This is a genomic window from Actinosynnema sp. NPDC004786, from assembly GCF_053601135.1.
The window spans coordinates 1-14,330 of sequence record NZ_JBSGBG010000037.1 but is presented as its reverse complement, the minus strand read 5'-3'; the positions used below and the strand labels follow the sequence as shown (position 1 = coordinate 14,330).

Below are 14,330 nucleotides of genomic sequence, written 5' to 3'. Positions count from 1 at the left end.
TCACACCTCTTCTTCCCGGACCACGACCACGCCACCGGCGGGCACGACCACGCGGCCCGACGCCCGTGCGCCGGACAGCAGCTCGACCCCCACCGCGGGCAGTTCGGCGTCACGGCCACCGTGGTTGATCGCAACCAGCCACGATACGGCGGATCCCGCCGCGCCACCGCGCCGACGCACCACCTCGACCTCGCCGCCGCCGGGGCCGACCGCGACCCCGGCCCCGTCGAGCGCGGTCCGCAGCAGCCGGTCCAACCCGTCGTCGCCCAGGCCGCACGCCACGTACCAGGCGACGCCCTCGCCGCGGCCGGTGCGGGTCACGGCCGGGACGCCGGGCAGCGGGCCGTCGACGTAGGAGGCGACGACCTCCGCGCCGTCGGCGTGCAGGTGCTCGGTCCAGACGGTCGCCGACGAGCCGTCGTCCAACGCCACCGCCTCGCCCGCGCGCAGCGGGTGGAACTCCTCGGTCCGCACGCCGAGCAGGTCGCGGAACGCGCCGGGGTAGCCGCCGAGGTGCACGTGGCCGCGCGGGTCCGTGATGCCGGAGAGGTACGTGACCAGCAGGTGGCCGCCTTCGGCGACGTAGCGCTCGTACGGGCTCGCGTCGTCCACCAGGTACAACGCCGGGACGACGACCAGCGGGTACTTCGCCGGGTCGGCGTTCGGCGGCACGAAGTCGACCGTCACGCCGGCCCGCCACAACGCCCGGTAGTAGGCGAAGACATGCGCCTGGTAGTCGAAGTCCGCGGTGGGGTGCGCGGGTTGGCGCAACGCCGCCCACGAGTCGTAGTCGAAGACGATCGCCACCGGGGCGTCCACGGTGGACCCGACGAGCCCGGCGATCCGCGCGTACTCCGCGCCGACCTGCTCGACCTCGCGGAACACCTTCGTGTCCGGGCCGGCGTGCGGCACCATCGCCGAGTGGTAGCGCTCCGCGCCCGCGCGGGACTGCCGCCACTGGAAGAACAGCGTGCCGTCCGCGCCGCGCGCCAGGTGCCCGTAGGAGTTGCGCCGCAGCTCGCCGGGCAGCTTGGCGACGTTGCGCGGCTGCCAGTTGACCGCCGACGTGGAGTGCTCCATCAGCAGCCACGGCCGGCCGCCCGCCAGGCCGCGCACCAGGTCGGCGGAGAACGCCAGGTCGACGTGCCGCTCCGGGTCCTCGGCGCGGGTGTAGTGGTCGTTGGAGACGAAGTCGACCTCGGCGGCCCAGCGCCAGTAGTCCAGCGCGGAGAAGTTCCACGTCACCATGAAGTTCGTGGTCACCGGGACGTCCGGGGTGACCTCGCGCAGCACGTCCCGCTCGGCCTTGAACAGCTCCAGCAGGGCGTCGGAGCCGAACCGGTCGAAGTCCAGCAGCTGGCCGGGGTTGCCCAGGGTGGGCGTGGCGCGCGGGGGCAGGACCTGGTCCCAGGCGGTGTAGCGCTGGCTCCAGAACGCCGTGCCCCACGCCTCGTTCAGCGCGTCGAGCGTGCCGTGGCGGGCGCGCAGCCAGGCCCGGAACGCCTCCGCGCAGCGGTCGCAGTAGCAGCGGGAGACGTGGCAGCCGTACTCGTTGTTGACGTGCCACGCGGCCAGGGCGGGGTGGTCGCGGTACCGCTCGGCGAGCGCGCGGGCGAGCGCGACGGCCTTGGCGCGGTAGGTCGGCGAGCTGGGGCAGTACGCCTGGCGGGAGCCGTGCGCGAGGCGGACGCCGTCGGCCGTCACCGGCAGCGTGTCGGGGTGCGCGGAGCTGAGCCACGGCGGCGGGGAGGCGGTCGCGGTGGCCAGGTCGACCCGGATGCCGCCCTCGTGCAGCAGGTCGAGCACGCGGTCGAGCCAACCGAACTCGTAGCGGCCGTCCTCGACCTCCAGCAGGGCCCACGAGAAGATGCCGACGCTGACCAGGTTCACGCCGGCGCGCCGCATCAGCGCGACGTCCTCGGCCCAGACCTCCTCCGGCCACTGCTCGGGGTTGTAGTCGGCGCCCCACGCCGGGCCGCGCACACCGGTGGGCCAAGTCGTCATGAAGCCAAGACTGGTCGATCTGGCACGCCAACGTCAACACAGTCAAACAAGAACCCTCGGATTTCCGCGTGAAAGACGGGATCCGCCCTCCAGGTGTGAGCTGTCTTGTTGACTCCGTGTTCGCTTGGCGTCGTCCGTGTGACGTGGGCCTCGTATCCGCGGCGGCGGGTGTCGCTCTCTCAAACCGAGAACTGGCCGCACCCGTGAGAGGACGTCCCGATGTTCATCCGTCGTGCCCTGGCCGCCTGCACCGCCGCCGTGGCGGTCGGTTTCGCGGTGGCCCCGCCCGCCCATGCCACGTCGGCCACGCTGTACGCCGAGTTGGCCGAACTCGCCGATGAGCTGAACTCCCTGGCGTGGCCGGGACAGGACACCTACAACTACTACCCGGGCGAGTTAGGCCACCCGGACGGGGCGTCGACCGCCGTGTGGGGCACGCCGGGCAGCCCGACCACGTACGAGAGCAAGGCCAAGTGCGCGCCGCTGCTCACCCTCGCCCTGAGGCACACGTTCTCGTGGGCCACCGACAGCTACCTGACCACCGAGTTCGGCAGCACCAGCCCGACCTCGGCGCAGTACTACGACGGGTTGCAGGCGGGCGCCGACCACTTCACGGCCAAGACGACGGTGCCGAGCCTGGTGGCGGGCGACGTCATCGCGGTCAAGTACCTCGACTCCACGGGCGGCACCGGCGACGCGACCGGGCACACGATGATCGTCGCCGGCGCACCGCAGCTCTACAACCGCGACGGCAACGCGTCGACCCGCGAGTACGCCGTGCCGGTGATCGACAGCACCAGCAACCCGCACGGCGTGCCGAGCACGTGGTCCGGCTCCCCGGTGCACCTGTTCCCGGACACCCGCCGGTCGGGCACCACCGAGTACACCGGCGTCGGCCGCGGCTGGGTCTTCATCAGCACCGGCTCCGACGACGTCCCGACCGGTCACTGGTGGGGCGCGAACGAGAACGTGACCACCCAGTACAAGCCCACCTCGACCCGCCCGATGACCTTCGCCACCCTCCCCTGACCCGCGTGTCCTACGTTGAGAACGCGCGTGTCCTACGTTCGCGCACCCCGAGTTGAACGCTCAGGACGACCGGACCTTGTTCTGAACGTTCAACTCGGCTGTTCCGAACGTAGGACACGCGCGACGCGAACGTAGGACACGCGGGTTAGTGGGGGCGGCCCGGGAGGCGCAGGGTGAAGAGGGCCCCGCCCTCCGGGGCGCGGCCCGCGTAGGCCATGCCGCCGTGGCGCTCGGCCACCTGCTTCACGATGGCCAGGCCCAGGCCCGAGCCGGGCAGGGTGCGGGCCTCGGAGGAGCGGTAGAAGCGCTCGAAGACGTGCGGCAGGTCGGCGTCGGCGATGCCCGGCCCCGAGTCGGCGACCTCCACGACCGCGCTGCCGTCGCCCAACTGCCGCAACGACAGCCGCACGACGCCGCCCGCGGGGCTGAACTTGACCGCGTTGTCCAGCAGGTTCAGCACCGCGCGTTCCAGCGCGCTGGAGTCGCCCAGCAGCGACCACGGCTGCAACCGCACGTCGAACTGCACGTCGGACGCCCGCCGCTTCGCCCGGTCCAGCGCGCGCTCCACCACCTCGACCAGGTCCACCGGCTCGTGCACGACCTGCGGCGCGTCCTCCCGCGCCAGCTCCACCAGGTCGCCGATCAACGTCGTCAGCTCGTCCAGCTGCGCCCGCACGTCGGCGTTGATCTCCGCCTTGTCCTCGTCGGACAACGTCGGCGCGTCCGGCCGCTCCGAGGCGAGCAGCAGCTCCAGGTTGGTCCGCATCGACGTCAACGGCGTCCGCAGCTCGTGCCCGGCGTCGGCGACCAGCCGCCGCTGCCGCTCCTGCGACTCCGCCACCGCGCCGAGCATCGCGTTGAACCGCTGCGACAGCAGCGCCAGCTCGTCGTCGCCGGACACCGGGATCGGCCGCAGGTCACCGGTCAGCGCGACCCGCTCGGTGGCCTCCGTCAACCGCTGCACGGGCCGCAGCCCGGTCCGCGCCACCGCCGTCCCCGCGGCCGCCGCCACCAGCACGCCCATCCCGCTGATCACGAACAGCACCACGGACAGCTTGCCCAGCGTGGTGTTCAGCGGCTTGGTGGACTGCGCGATCACCATCGCCTGACCGTCGCCGTACGGCACCGCGATCACCCGGAAGTCGGTGCGCACGTCGGTCCAGATGTTCTCCGTGCGCGTGCCGCGCGCCACGTCCAGGTCGGCGGGCTGGGTCGGCGGCGCGACGGTGTTCTTCGGGTACTGGATCAGCCCGGTCACGTCCAGCACGCCGATCCGGATGTCGCCCGCGGCCAGGAACGCGCCGGGGATCTCGGACACGTCGTTGTTGACCTTGGGCGCGTTGACCGCCGCCTGCGCGCGCTGCCGCAGGTTCTCGTCCATCTGGTCGTGCAGGTTCCGGCTCACCGTCATGTACGCCCCCAGCGACACGACGGCCACGGCTCCGGCCACGCAGAACGCGGCGAGCAGGGTCACCCGGGCCCGCAGCGACACCCGCTGGAGCCGCCCGTTGGCGGCACCGATCACGGAGGGGTCTCCCGCAGCACGTAACCCACGCCGCGCACGGTGTGCAGCAGCCGCGGCTCGCCCTCGGCCTCGGTCTTGCGGCGCAGGTAGCCGACGTAGACCTCCAGCGCGTTGCCCGAGGTCGGGAAGTCGTAGCCCCAGACGTCCTCCAGGATCCGGCCGCGGGTCAGCACCTGCTTCGGGTGCGCCAGGAACAGCTCCAGGAGGGCGAACTCGGTCCGGGTGAGGCTGATCGGCCGGTCGCCGCGCCGCACGTCGCGCGTGCCCGGGTCCAGCTCCAGGTCCGCGAACCGCAGCACCGCGCCCGCCGGCTCCTGGGCGTCGGACGCCGCCCGCCGCAGCAACGCGCGCAGTCGGGCCAGCAGCTCCTCCAGCGCGAACGGCTTGGGCAGGTAGTCGTCGGCCCCCGCGTCCAGCCCGGACACCCGGTCGGAGACCGCGTCCCGGGCGGTGAGCACGAGGATCGGCAGGTCGTCGCCGGTGCTGCGCAACCGGCGGCACACCTCCAGCCCGTCCAGCCGGGGCATCATCACGTCCAGCACCATGGCATCGGGGCGCTGGGAGACGACGGACTCGAGGGCCTGCTGACCGTCGCCGGCCAGGTCGACCTGGTAGCCGTTGAACTGCAGTGAGCGGCGGAGCGACTCACGCACGGCCCGGTCGTCGTCGACAACGAGGATGCGCATGGGGCTCAGTCTTGCCCCTGGTCCTGAGAGCCGCCTGAGAAGCCGGTGTGAGCCTGCCGTCAAGTTCCCGGACCGCCGCGGGCCACCGGGGCGTTCCACCGCCGCCACAGCGCGAGCAGCCGCAACCCCACGATCACCGCCGACCCGACCAGCGTCACCGGCACCGCGGGCAGCCCCAGGTGGTCGCCGAACGCCACCACGACCGCCCCGCACAACGCCGCCACCGCGTAGATCTCCCGCCGCAGCACCAGCGGGATCTCCCGCAGCAGCACGTCCCGCAACGCGCCGCCGCCGATGCCCGTCGTCATCCCGACCAGGCACGCCGCGTACGGGGGCGCGCCCAGCCGCAACGCGGTCGTGGTGCCCGCGGTGACGAACAGCCCGAGCCCGATCGCGTCGAGCAGCAGGACCGCCCGCCGCAGCTTCGCCACGGTCGGGTGAAACCAGAAGACGATCAACCCGGTGACGCCCGCCACGGCCAGGTACGGCCAGCTCGACAGGGCCGCCGGCGGGTGCACGCCGAGCAGCACGTCCCGGATGACGCCGCCGCCCAGCGCGGTGGTCAGCCCCAGCACGATCACGCCGAACACGTCCAGCCGCGCCCGCACCGCCGCCAGCGCGCCGGAGGCGGCGAACGCGGCGATGCCGACCAGTTCCAGCGCGGCGAGCAGCACGGCCGACCAGGTTAGAAGTAGTCGGCCAGGCGGGGGACACCGGGTGCGCCGACCAGCCGGTCGAGCAGGGCGCCGTCCCCGTCGAGCAGCCCGGCGCGGCGCAGCGCGTGGCTGTCCTGCATGCCGCTGAACCACGGCCCGAGCGCCCGCGCGTGCAGCCGCACCGCGCCGCCGCCCCCGGGCTCCACCCGCACCTCGCCGTCCTCCACGACCAGCCGCCACCGTCCCGCGTGCCACGGCGCGTGCTCGTCCACCACGTCGAGGTCCACGGCCGCCGACCGGAGCCACCGCGCCGCGGGCCAGCCCCGCGCGGCCACCGCCGCCGGCAGGTCCACCACCCGCAGCAGCCACGCGGACGTGGTCACGGTGTGCTCGATCGCCTGGTTCGTGAGCAGGCCCGTCACCGCCGGGTCGACCACCCGGACCTGCGCCCGGTCCAGCACGCCGGCCCAGCTGCCCAGCTCCCGCAGCAACCCGAGCTGCGTGGTCACGTCCCGCCCCACCAGGTCGAACACCCGCAGGCCCCGCAGGCCGCGCTCGGCGGTCAGGTACCCGCGCACCCCGCCGTCGTGGCCGGGCACCACCGACACCACGTCGAGGTCCAGCACGCCGGACACGTCGATCGCGGGCGCGGAGCGGTCCAGCAGCCCGTTCACCGTCGAGGCCAGGTCGGCGTAGCACGCGTGCAGCGCCGACAGGTCGCCCTCGACGGCGGGCCGGGCCTCGACCCGCGCCCCGGCGGGCATCCGGTCCAGCGGGAACTCCAGCCACTCGAACACGCCGGCCCGCTCCCACCCGCGCGACCGGTACACCGCGGGCACGGTCGCGTAGAGCGCGGACAGCGCCTGGCCGTGCTCCCGCATGTCCCGCAGGGCCGCGTCGAGCAGCGCGCCGGCCACGCCCCGCCCCCGCGCCCAGGGGTCCACGGCCACGCCGCCGACGCCGCCCATGGGCACGGTCGCGCCGCCCCAGAACTGGTGGAACTCCTTGATCGTCAGCACGCCCGCCGCCCGACCGCCCAGCTCGGCGAGCAGCCCGCGCACGCCGGGCCGCGACGACGGTTCGGCGACGCGGCCGAACGCCACCCGGCGCAGCCGGTCGGCCTCCCCGACGTCGTCCCTGCCCACCCCGCGGATCCGCACGGGTCCTGCCTACCAGGTGAAGAAGCCCTGGCCCGTCTTGCGCCCGAGGTGTCCCGCCGCGACCTTCTCCCGCAGCAGCGCCGGCGGCTCGAACCGCGGCCCCAGCTCGGCCGCCAGGTGCTCGGCGATGGCCAGCCGCACGTCCAGCCCGACCAGGTCCGTCAGCCGCAACGGCCCCATCGGCCAGCCGTACCCGAGCCGCATGCCGGTGTCGATGTCCTCGGCGCTCGCGACGCCCTCGGCCAGCATCCGGATGGCCTCCAGGCCGACCGCGACCCCGAGCCGCGACGTGGCGAACCCCGGCGCGTCCCGCACCTCGATCACGGTCTTGCCCAGCTCCTCGGCCCAGCCGCGGACCCGCGCGACCACGTCGGAAGCCACCCCGTCGTGGCGCACCAGCTCCACGAGCTGCTGCACCGGCACGGGGTTGAAGAAGTGCATGCCCAGCACCCGCTCGCCCGGCAGCCCCCCGGCCAGCGCCGAGATCGACAGCGACGACGTGTTGGACGCCAGCACCGCGTCCGGGCACGCCTCCGCGGCCCCGGCGAGCACCCGCCGCTTCAGCTCCAGGTCCTCCGGCACGGCCTCGACGACCAGCTCCGCGCCGCGCCCGACCTCCGCGTCGAGCCGCTCCACCACGGTCAGGCGGTCGAGCAGCACGTGCGGCGGCACGTCGAGCTTGCCGCGGTCGGCGGCCTTGGCCAGCGACGCCCCGACGGCCCGCCGCGCGGCCGCGACCCGGTCCGCCCCGGCCTCCGCCAGCACCACCTCGTGCCCGCCGGCGAGGAGGAGGTGGGCGACGCCCGCGCCCATGGTGCCGCCGCCGATCACCACCGCGATCATCGGTCCACGACCTCCGCGGCGAACATGGCCACCAGCTCGACGCCGCCGATCTCGGTCAGGTTCGCGCCCGCCGCCTGCCACTCGGGCGTGCGGAACGCCTCCTTCATGGCGTCGGCGGACTCGAAGTACATCTCGGCCACGATGTGCAGCTCGTGCTCGCCGAGGAAACCGGGCACGAAGACCCGCGAGACCTTCGCCACCTCGGCCCGCAGCAGGCCCGGCGTCCGGTCGACCAGCGGCAGGTGCGAGGCGAAGTACGCCTCGTCGAACGCCTCGGCGTCGGCGGGTCTCCGGTACAGGGCGACGTACTTGACCATGTGACACCTTCCGTCCGGTTTCGCCTGCGAATGTAACACCGGCACCATGGACCGGTGCGGATCATCCTGCTGCGCCACGGGCAGAGCCTGGGCAACGTCGACGAGCTGGCGTACTGCCGCATCCCCGACCACGCCCTGCCGCTGACCGGGTTGGGCGAGCGCCAGGCCCGGGCCGCCGGGCCGCGGATCAAGGACCTCCTCGGCGGCGACCCGGTGGCCGTCTACGTCAGCCCGTACGCGCGGACCAGGGCCACGCTGCGCAACCTCGACCTCGGCGACCTGGTCGAGCGCACGGTCGCCGAGCCGAGGTTGCGGGAGCAGGACTGGGGCAACCTCCAGGACCCGGTGCAGCAGGAGGTGCTCAAGCACCAGCGGCACGCGTTCGGTCACTTCTTCTTCCGGCTGCCCAACGGCGAGTCGGGCGCGGACGTGGACGACCGCCTCGCCGCGTTCCTCACCGACCTGGAGACCCGGATGCGGGAACCCGGCCACCCCGGCACGGTGCTGGTGGTGTCGCACGGCCTCACGATCCGGCTGCTGTGCCGCCGGCTGTTCGGCTGGAGCATCGAGCTGTTCGAGTCGCTGTCCAACCTGGAGACGTGCGAGGACCGGGTGCTCACCCACGACGGCGCGGGCTGGCGGCTGGACCGGCCGTTCGACCAGTGGCGGCCGTCCCCGGACGGCGAGACGCAGGGCCCGATCGGCTAGCCGACCCGGGCCAGGAAGTCGTCGATGAGCCGCAGCCACTCCCCCGGGCGCTCGACGAACGGCAGGTGCCCGGTCGGCAGGTCGGCGACCTCGGCGGCGGGGAGGGCGGCGGCGAGTTCCCGTTGCAGGGTCGGCGAGACCAGCGGGTCGGCGGTCGTGACGACGACGAGCGCCGGGACGGACAGGCCGGCCAGGTCGCCGCGCACGTCGACCCGCCGGACCAGGTCGACCTGGTCGCCGGTGCCGACCGGGAAGCCGGTCGCGAGCTGCTCGGCGGCGGCGCGCACCTGGTCCGGGCTCAGGGTGTTCAGGACCGGTTCGCCCACCGCCATCAGGTTCACGTAGCGGGCGAGCAGGGCGTGCCGGCCGGACTCGAACAGCTCGTGCCAGATGTCGGCGACCAGGGTGGTGCGGGTGTCGGCGTGGGCGAACGTCGCGCTCAGCACGAGCGCCCGGACCCGGTCGGGGTGCCGCGCGGCGACGCGGATCGCCACGGGGCCGCCGAGCGAGTAGCCGCTCACCGCGAAGGTGTCGAGCCCTTCCGCGTCGGCCGCCGCGACCAGCGCGTCCGCCAGCCCGTCCAGGTCGAGGGGCCGCCCGGCCCTCGGGGTCGCGCCCGCGCCGGGGTAGTCGACCCCGACGACGGTGTGCCGGGCCGCGAGCCCTTCCAGGATCGGCCCGTAGTTGGCCTCGACGCCGCCGCCCGCGCCGTGGGCGAGGAGGAGGCCGGGGCCGCTGCCGCGAACGGTGGTGCCGGGTGTCATCGGGATCTCCCTGTCAGCTTTAGCGATCGTTAAAGAACGTCCCGGGCGCGACCCTAGCAGGACTTCTTTAACGATCGCTACAACGGCGTAGGCTGGCGGGCATGAGCAGCGGATCGACGCCGGTCAGGCGGAACCGGCGGGCCTTCGACCGCGACCGGGCCCTGGCCGTCGCGCTGCGGGAGTTCTGGACGCACGGCTACGAGACGACCTCGGTCGCCTCGCTCACCGCCGCGATGGGGATCAACCCGCCGAGCCTGTACGCCGCGTTCGGCGACAAGCGGCGGCTGTTCGACGAGGCCGTCGAGCTGTACGAGCGCACCTACGGGACCGCGCCGACCCCGACCGGCGACGCCCGCTCGACCATCGCCGCGATGCTGCGGCGCCTCGCCGCCGACTACACCGACCCGAGCCACCCGCCCGGCTGCTTCATCATCACCGGGGCGACCAACTGCAGTCCCGCCGCGCAGGACGTCAAGGCGAAGCTGCGCGCCCTGCGCGAGCGGACCAAGGCCGCCATCGCCGACCTCGTCCGCGCCGACGTGGACGCCGGTCGCCTGCCCGCCGACCTCGACGTCGACGGGCTGGCGACCTTCTACGCGGCGGTCATCCAGGGGATGAACCAGCAGGCGTGCGACGGCGTCGGCCGGGAGGTGCTGGAACGCGTGGCCGACGCGGCGATGGCGGCCTGGCCCTCGCCCGGCTAGGCCGCCACCACGTCCGCGACCACGCACACCACGTTGTCCGGACCGCCCGCGGCGTTGGCCAGCTCGACCAGCCTCCGGCCGGCCTCCTCCGGCTCCCGCTCCGACACCAGCACCTCCCGCACGCCGGCCTCCGGCACCACGGCGTGCAGGCCGTCCGTGCACAGCAGGTACCGGTCGCCCGGCAGGGCGTCGTGCAGGGCCAGGTCCGGCTCCACCGCCGCGCCGGTCAGCGCGCGCACCAGCAGCGACCGCTGCGGGTGGCTCCACGCCTCCTCCTCGGTCAACCGCCCCTCGGCGATCAACGACTGCACCGCCGTGTGGTCGTGCGTGATGCGGAACAGCGCGCCGCCGCGCAGCAGGTACACCCGCGCGTCGCCCACGTGCACCAGCCCCAGCCGCGAGCCGGAGAGCACCATCGCGGTCAACGTCGTCCCGCTGCACCCCTCGGCGGGGTGGGCCGACAGGTAGTCGCCCACCGCCGCGCCCGCCCGGTGCACCGCGTCCGCGAGCGCGTTGAGCAGCTCGCCCGCGGGGATCGCGGTGTCCAGCGGGGCCAGCGCCTCGACGGCCACCGAGCTGAGCGGCTCGCCCCGCGCGCCGAACCCGTCGGCCACGGCGAGCAGCCGGTCGCCCGCGTAGCCGACGTCCTGGTTCGCGTCGCGCACGAGCCCCTGGTCGGTCCTCACCGCGTACTTCAGTGCGACGGTCATGGTCGTGTCCTCCCCGGACAGCTGCTCCACGAGGAAGGAGGCGAGACCGCGGCGGGCCGCCGTGTCGGCCTCGACCTGCGCCCAGTAGGCGCGCACCTCGGCCGCGGCCTGCCCGGGAGGCAGCCCGCACACCCCTCGGATGCGGGCGAGCGGCATCCCGAGCCGACGCAGCCAGGCGACGAGCCGGGCCTGGCCGACCTGGTCCGGCGAGTACAGCCGGTAGCCCGACAGCGGGTCCACCCTCGCGGGCCTCAGCAGGCCCAGCTCGTCGTAGAGGCGCAACGCCTTCGGCGACAGGCGGACGACCCGCGCGAACGCCCCGATGGTCAACAGCTCCACGTCCCACCCCGTTCCCCGAACCGGGCCCCTCCGGCCCGGTCGGGACCACCGTGCGGCTTCCCCCGGGGTGAAGGTCAACCGGCACGGCGACCGGGAGGGGTCAGGGGCGGGCGGCGGCCGGCGCGCGGTCCCGGACCACCCCGCCGAGCGACACCGCGGCCGCCACGGCCAGCACCGCCAGCGCGGGCCAGTCGGCCACCAGCCGGCCCTCGTCGCCGATCACGAAGCTGCCGTACAGGCCCCAGCACTGCACGGCGGTCAGCGCCGCGCCCGCGACGGTCGTCCGCCACGAGACCAGCGCCACGACCACCACCAGCAGGAGCAGGGCGAACACCGGCCAAGCCGCCGTCAGCGCGGTCACCACGACGCCACCCGCGAAGCCGAGCGCCGACCCGTGCGCAGTTCCGATCACGACCGGCCATTCAACGCCCGGTTGAGACGGACGCCACCTCCTCCCGGACAGGTTCACCGGAAGGCGTGAGGCACGATCGTCCGAATGAGCTTCTACGACGTCCTGCACCGCCGGAGGGACACCCGGGGCGAGTTCACCGGCGCCCCGATCCCGCCGGACGTGCTGCGCCGGGTGCTCACCGCCGCGCACGCCGCGCCCAGCGTGGGCCTGTCCCAGCCGTGGGACTTCATCGTCGTGCGCGACGAGCACACCCGCCGCGCCTTCCGCGACCACGTGCACGCCGAGCGCAGCGTCTTCGCCTCCGGGCTGGACCCCCGGCAGGCCGAGCTGTTCGCCCGGATCAAGGTCGAGGGCATCCTCGAGTCCACGGTCGGCGTGGTCGTCACCTACGACCCGGACCGCGGCGCGCCGGCCGTCCTGGGCCGGCACGCCATCGCCGACGCGGGCCTGTACTCGGTGTGCCTGGCCATCCAGAACCTGTGGCTGGCCGCCACCGCCGAAGGACTCGGCGTGGGCTGGGTCAGCTTCTACCGCGAGGACGTGCTGCGGCGGCTGCTGGACATCCCGCAACCCCTCCGCCCGGTGGCGTGGCTGTGCGTCGGCCCGGTCGACTGCCTGCCGGAGACGCCCGACCTGGAGCGCCACGGCTGGCGCAGCCGGCTGCCCCTGGAAGCGGTGCTGCACGAGGAGCGGTACACCCGGCGTTCGGGCCGGTAGCCTGTGGTAGCCGTGCCGGCGGCGAGGGGTCCCGCGTACCGCCTCGCCGAGTCGGAATGGAGTGTCAGCAGGAGTGGAGCAGCGAGATCGGCTGGTAGCCGAACAGGTCCCGCAACTCGACCTCGAGGTCAAGGCGTTGCTGAACGCTGGCCGCCTGCCGGAGGCCAACACCCTGTTCGACCAGCTGGTGAGCCGCGTCGCGCCCGGCGCGGACCGCTGGCAGCGCTCCGCCGTGCTGATCGACCGGGCCAAGCTGGCCTGGCGGCTGGGCCGCATCCCCCTCGCCCTCGAACTGGCCGCCGAGGGCTGGACCGACCTCGACGGCGAGCACAGCGACAACCCGGCCGCCGCGCAGGCCATGCACGCCCTCGCCTACCTGCTGGAGGGCATCGGCAACCGCCGCGCCGCCGTGGACATGCTCCGGCTGTCGGTCCAGGTGGCCCGCCGGGCCGCGGAGGCGTCGGTCGAAGGGGCCGACGAAGTGCTCGCCCACTGCCTCCAGGGCCTGGGCGGCACCCTGAACTTCCGCGCGATCTCCTCCGACCCCGAGGTCGCGCCGGCGATCTTCGAAGAGGCCCGCGGCCACCTCAGGGAAGGGCTGGAGCTGGCCAAGGACGAGCAGATGCGCCGGGCGCTGCTCGCCGCCTACAGCCGTTCCCTGGCCGGCGTCGGCGAGCTGGAGCAGGCCGAGGAGAACGCCCGGGAGACGTTGCGGCAGGCCCAGGAGGCGAACGACAAGTGGGCCGCCGCCGTGGCCGGCTGGGTGCTGGCCGTGGTCCGGCGCGAGCAGGGCGACCTCGTGCAGGCGCGCACCCTGGCCAGCCGCGCGGTCGCCGCCTCGGAGTCCATCAACGACCCGTCGCTCCTGCTGCGGTTCTCCCTGGACCTGGCCGACATCTGCGCCGAGATGGACGACCACGTGGGCGAGGCCACCGCGCTGCGCTGCTCGGTCGCCGCCGGCCGCACCGCGACCGAGACCCTCCAGGAAGGACTCGGGCAAGCCCTGGAACAACGCCGCGTCGCCGTGCAGGCCCAACGACTCGCCGTCGCCGCCCAGGAAGCCGCCGCCCGCGACCCGCTGACCGGCCTGGCCAACCGCCTGGGCCTGGAACGCGCCGCCGCCGGCCTGCTGGAGAACACCGCCGCCCACGGCCGCGTGCCGTGGCTCGTCCTGGTCGACGTGGACCGGTTCAAGGGCGTGAACGACGACGCGGGCCACGCCGCCGGCGACGCCACCCTGCGCGAGATCGCCCAACTCCTGCGCCGCGAGTGCCGCGCCGCCGACCTGGTCGCCCGCTGGGCCGGCGACGAGTTCGTCGTCCTCCTCGGCGACACGGCCGGCAACACCCAGGACGTGGGCCCGACCGTCGCCGAACGCATCCGGGCCGCCGTCGACAACCACGACTGGACCGTCGTCCTGGGCCCGACCCGCAAACCGACGGTCAGCATCGGCGTCGCCGCCGGCCCGGCCAAACTGGACCAACTCTTCGCCGCCGCCGACATGGCCCTCTACCGCGCCAAACGCCACGGCCGCAACCGCGTCGAAGTCGAACCCCACCTCGTCGTCCCGGAAACCATCTCCGGCAACTAACCCCACACCCAACCCCTACAACAACCCCACCCAACCCCCACCAACCCACCCACAACGGACCCGCAGCGCGCCCACCGAGGCTCGATTTGACATGGGTTCGGGTGCCTTAGGCTGGACGAAGCCGGCAGGCCTGGCGGGACGCTTTACCCCGCCGGGCCTGCCGGC

General features: G+C 73.9%; 15 protein-coding genes. 5 read left to right on the top strand and 10 right to left on the bottom strand.

Going from position 1 to position 14,330, the window contains the following annotated elements:
* A complete protein-coding gene (locus ACWEFJ_RS27910; protein ID WP_449715526.1) occupies nucleotides 1-2,004 on the bottom strand; it encodes a beta-galactosidase in 2,004 nt (667 codons plus the stop codon).
* A gap of 219 nt (nucleotides 2,005-2,223) precedes the next feature.
* On the opposite strand from ACWEFJ_RS27910, the gene ACWEFJ_RS27905 reads away from it, so the two are divergent.
* The gene (locus ACWEFJ_RS27905; RefSeq protein ID WP_449715525.1) at nucleotides 2,224-3,033 is read left to right on the top strand and encodes a hypothetical protein; all 810 of its coding nucleotides are present in this window, start codon (nucleotides 2,224-2,226) and stop codon (nucleotides 3,031-3,033) included.
* A gap of 145 nt (nucleotides 3,034-3,178) precedes the next feature.
* Here ACWEFJ_RS27905 and ACWEFJ_RS27900 read toward each other — a convergent pair whose 3' ends face one another.
* From ACWEFJ_RS27900 to ACWEFJ_RS27875, 6 genes are read right to left on the bottom strand one after another with little or no spacing between them, the layout of a single operon-like run.
* The gene (locus ACWEFJ_RS27900) at nucleotides 3,179-4,558 is read right to left on the bottom strand and encodes a sensor histidine kinase (protein ID WP_378086929.1); all 1,380 of its coding nucleotides are present in this window, start codon (nucleotides 4,556-4,558) and stop codon (nucleotides 3,179-3,181) included.
* Nucleotides 4,555-5,244 carry a response regulator transcription factor gene (locus tag ACWEFJ_RS27895; RefSeq protein ID WP_378086927.1) on the bottom strand — a complete coding sequence of 230 codons (690 nt, stop codon included), beginning with the start codon at nucleotides 5,242-5,244 and terminating at the stop codon, nucleotides 4,555-4,557. The genes ACWEFJ_RS27900 and ACWEFJ_RS27895 overlap by 4 nt, the downstream gene beginning before the upstream one ends.
* Nucleotides 5,245-5,303: 59 nt before the next feature.
* Nucleotides 5,304-5,918, bottom strand: coding sequence for a trimeric intracellular cation channel family protein (locus tag ACWEFJ_RS27890; RefSeq protein ID WP_378086925.1), 615 nt, complete (start codon nucleotides 5,916-5,918; stop codon nucleotides 5,304-5,306).
* Between the two features lie 11 nt (nucleotides 5,919-5,929).
* Complete coding sequence (locus tag ACWEFJ_RS27885; RefSeq protein ID WP_449715524.1) at nucleotides 5,930-7,045, bottom strand: GNAT family N-acetyltransferase; 1,116 nt, start codon at nucleotides 7,043-7,045, stop codon at nucleotides 5,930-5,932.
* 24 nt (nucleotides 7,046-7,069) lie between these two features.
* Nucleotides 7,070-7,903 (bottom strand): 3-hydroxyacyl-CoA dehydrogenase family protein, encoded by an 834-nt coding sequence (locus ACWEFJ_RS27880; protein WP_449715523.1) that lies wholly within the window; start codon nucleotides 7,901-7,903, stop codon nucleotides 7,070-7,072.
* A complete protein-coding gene (locus ACWEFJ_RS27875) occupies nucleotides 7,900-8,220 on the bottom strand; it encodes an EthD family reductase (protein ID WP_378086919.1) in 321 nt (106 codons plus the stop codon). The genes ACWEFJ_RS27880 and ACWEFJ_RS27875 overlap by 4 nt, the downstream gene beginning before the upstream one ends.
* Nucleotides 8,221-8,274: 54 nt before the next feature.
* On the opposite strand from ACWEFJ_RS27875, the gene ACWEFJ_RS27870 reads away from it, so the two are divergent.
* Entirely contained in the window at nucleotides 8,275-8,928 is a 654-nt protein-coding gene (locus ACWEFJ_RS27870; protein ID WP_378086917.1) for a histidine phosphatase family protein, read from the top strand.
* Here ACWEFJ_RS27870 and ACWEFJ_RS27865 read toward each other — a convergent pair.
* Complete coding sequence (locus tag ACWEFJ_RS27865) at nucleotides 8,925-9,692, bottom strand: alpha/beta fold hydrolase (RefSeq protein ID WP_449715522.1); 768 nt, start codon at nucleotides 9,690-9,692, stop codon at nucleotides 8,925-8,927. The genes ACWEFJ_RS27870 and ACWEFJ_RS27865 overlap by 4 nt on opposite strands.
* 101 nt (nucleotides 9,693-9,793) lie before the next feature.
* Here ACWEFJ_RS27865 and ACWEFJ_RS27860 point away from each other — a divergent pair, with 101 nt between their 5' ends.
* Entirely contained in the window at nucleotides 9,794-10,396 is a 603-nt protein-coding gene (locus ACWEFJ_RS27860; RefSeq protein WP_378086913.1) for a TetR/AcrR family transcriptional regulator, read from the top strand.
* Here ACWEFJ_RS27860 and ACWEFJ_RS27855 read toward each other — a convergent pair.
* Together ACWEFJ_RS27855 and ACWEFJ_RS27850 are read right to left on the bottom strand one after the other, a co-directional pair.
* The gene (locus ACWEFJ_RS27855) at nucleotides 10,393-11,445 is read right to left on the bottom strand and encodes a MerR family transcriptional regulator (RefSeq protein ID WP_449715521.1); all 1,053 of its coding nucleotides are present in this window, start codon (nucleotides 11,443-11,445) and stop codon (nucleotides 10,393-10,395) included. The two genes, ACWEFJ_RS27860 and ACWEFJ_RS27855, sit on opposite strands and share 4 nt — an antisense overlap.
* Before the next feature lie 100 nt (nucleotides 11,446-11,545).
* Nucleotides 11,546-11,857: a hypothetical protein gene (locus tag ACWEFJ_RS27850; RefSeq protein ID WP_378086909.1), complete on the bottom strand. Its 312-nt coding sequence runs from the start codon at nucleotides 11,855-11,857 to the stop codon at nucleotides 11,546-11,548.
* Nucleotides 11,858-11,941: 84 nt separating this feature from the next.
* Between ACWEFJ_RS27850 and bluB the strand changes: the two genes are divergently transcribed.
* Nucleotides 11,942-12,574 carry a 5,6-dimethylbenzimidazole synthase gene (gene bluB / locus ACWEFJ_RS27845; RefSeq protein ID WP_378086907.1) on the top strand — a complete coding sequence of 211 codons (633 nt, stop codon included), beginning with the start codon at nucleotides 11,942-11,944 and terminating at the stop codon, nucleotides 12,572-12,574.
* Nucleotides 12,575-12,647: 73 nt separating this feature from the next.
* A complete protein-coding gene (locus ACWEFJ_RS27840) occupies nucleotides 12,648-14,165 on the top strand; it encodes a GGDEF domain-containing protein (protein WP_378086905.1) in 1,518 nt (505 codons plus the stop codon).
* The last annotated feature ends 165 nt before the right edge of the window (nucleotides 14,166-14,330 follow it).

Bases quoted from the DNA above. Each gene is read 5' to 3' on its own strand.
- ACWEFJ_RS27910 (WP_449715526.1), bottom strand. From the start codon at position 2,004: ATGACGACTTGGCCCACCGGTGTGCGCGGCCCGGCGTGGGGCGCCGAC.
- ACWEFJ_RS27905 (WP_449715525.1), top strand. From the start codon at position 2,224: ATGTTCATCCGTCGTGCCCTGGCCGCCTGCACCGCCGCCGTGGCGGTC.
- ACWEFJ_RS27895 (WP_378086927.1), bottom strand. From the start codon at position 5,244: ATGCGCATCCTCGTTGTCGACGACGACCGGGCCGTGCGTGAGTCGCTC.
- ACWEFJ_RS27880 (WP_449715523.1), bottom strand. From the start codon at position 7,903: ATGATCGCGGTGGTGATCGGCGGCGGCACCATGGGCGCGGGCGTCGCC.
- ACWEFJ_RS27875 (WP_378086919.1), bottom strand. From the start codon at position 8,220: ATGGTCAAGTACGTCGCCCTGTACCGGAGACCCGCCGACGCCGAGGCG.
- ACWEFJ_RS27865 (WP_449715522.1), bottom strand. From the start codon at position 9,692: ATGACACCCGGCACCACCGTTCGCGGCAGCGGCCCCGGCCTCCTCCTC.
- ACWEFJ_RS27860 (WP_378086913.1), top strand. From the start codon at position 9,794: ATGAGCAGCGGATCGACGCCGGTCAGGCGGAACCGGCGGGCCTTCGAC.
- bluB (WP_378086907.1), top strand. From the start codon at position 11,942: ATGAGCTTCTACGACGTCCTGCACCGCCGGAGGGACACCCGGGGCGAG.